The organism is Undibacterium sp. Di27W (assembly GCF_049340345.1).
Taxonomy (GTDB): domain Bacteria; phylum Pseudomonadota; class Gammaproteobacteria; order Burkholderiales; family Burkholderiaceae_D; genus Undibacterium.
In genome coordinates this window covers 1-1,128 of record NZ_JBMPOS010000072.1, presented here as the reverse complement: position 1 = coordinate 1,128, position 1,128 = coordinate 1, and the positions used below count along the sequence as shown (strand labels likewise).

The following is a 1,128-nucleotide window of genomic DNA, read 5'->3' as shown; positions in this document are numbered from 1 at the left end:
CGGTAGCAATACCCTGGGCAATGTTGTAGGTACTGAGCTTGGCATTGATGTCACTGGTGGCGGCACCAGAAGGTGGTGTACCAGCAGACGCCAGCGCACTCACCAGGTCTTGTGCACTTTGTGCTGCGCTTGTGGCTTTTCTGTAGTCGTCAGCGGCAGTATTTGCAGCAGTATAGGCGTTATTGCTTGCCTTGACTGCTTCGTCAAGATTGCGAACAGCCTGGTCGTAATCGTCTTTTGCCTGGGTAGAATCGGGCGCGCGTTTGAGGGTTGCCTGCGCATCGAGCAGGTTTTGGTTGGCACTTTTTTCATATCCTTTGACTTCATCGAAATGGTCTGACGCGGTCTTGAGCTTGTCCAGCGCGGGCTGGACAGATGCATACATGACTTCGTCGGTCCTGGAGTTGAGGAAGTCTTTGCCGGCCTTATCGTTTCCGCTAGTTGCATTCAAAGTACGGTTCAAAAAGTCAACAAACACTTGCCCAAGCGAATTCGGCGTATCCGCTGCAGCACTCAAGGCTGCGCCCCATTCATCCATACCGTTGTATGTATCACCATCATTGCGGCCCAACAGATAGTGGTAAGAACGGGCGAATAGATCTCTAGGGCTTAAACCCCTGGTATATGAATCGCTGCCTTTATAAAGGTTATAGGCAAATACCGCTGGGCTGTCGCCACGACGAAGATCATTAAGCCAGTAATTAATGCCTGCTGGCTCTGGGAATCGCCCCAGAATGATGGCGTAATATTGATAGATTTGCCTAATAAGCGTGCTGTCGCTGGTATTAATTGCTGCTCTCGCTGCTGCTACTTCGCCTTCAGCATCTGACTTAGCATTCAGCGCCACTTTGGATGCTGCTAATGCTGCGTCGTACTGAGTTTGTCGATCAACAAGATTTTTTTGTGCATTTTTCAGATTTTGGTCAATCTCATCCCAATCCTTCTTTTTGAGATTAACCATGAACTGCATTTGCCCAACATTAACGTCAGCTTTGCTGTGATCTAAATCACGACTGTCCTTGACTTGCTTGGCTGTTGCTTCTGCGCTTTTTTTCTCACGCAGGTCGTTGAGCGCCCAATTTAGCTTTTGTTGATTTGCCAGTGAGTTATCAACGGCAATCGCGGCAG

General features: G+C 49.0%; 1 protein-coding gene. It reads right to left on the bottom strand.

Annotated elements, in window-relative coordinates; genetic code table 11:
• On the bottom strand, positions 1-1,128 hold a 1,128-nt coding region (locus tag ACO0LF_RS31290), incomplete at both ends, for a hypothetical protein (RefSeq protein ID WP_423021292.1).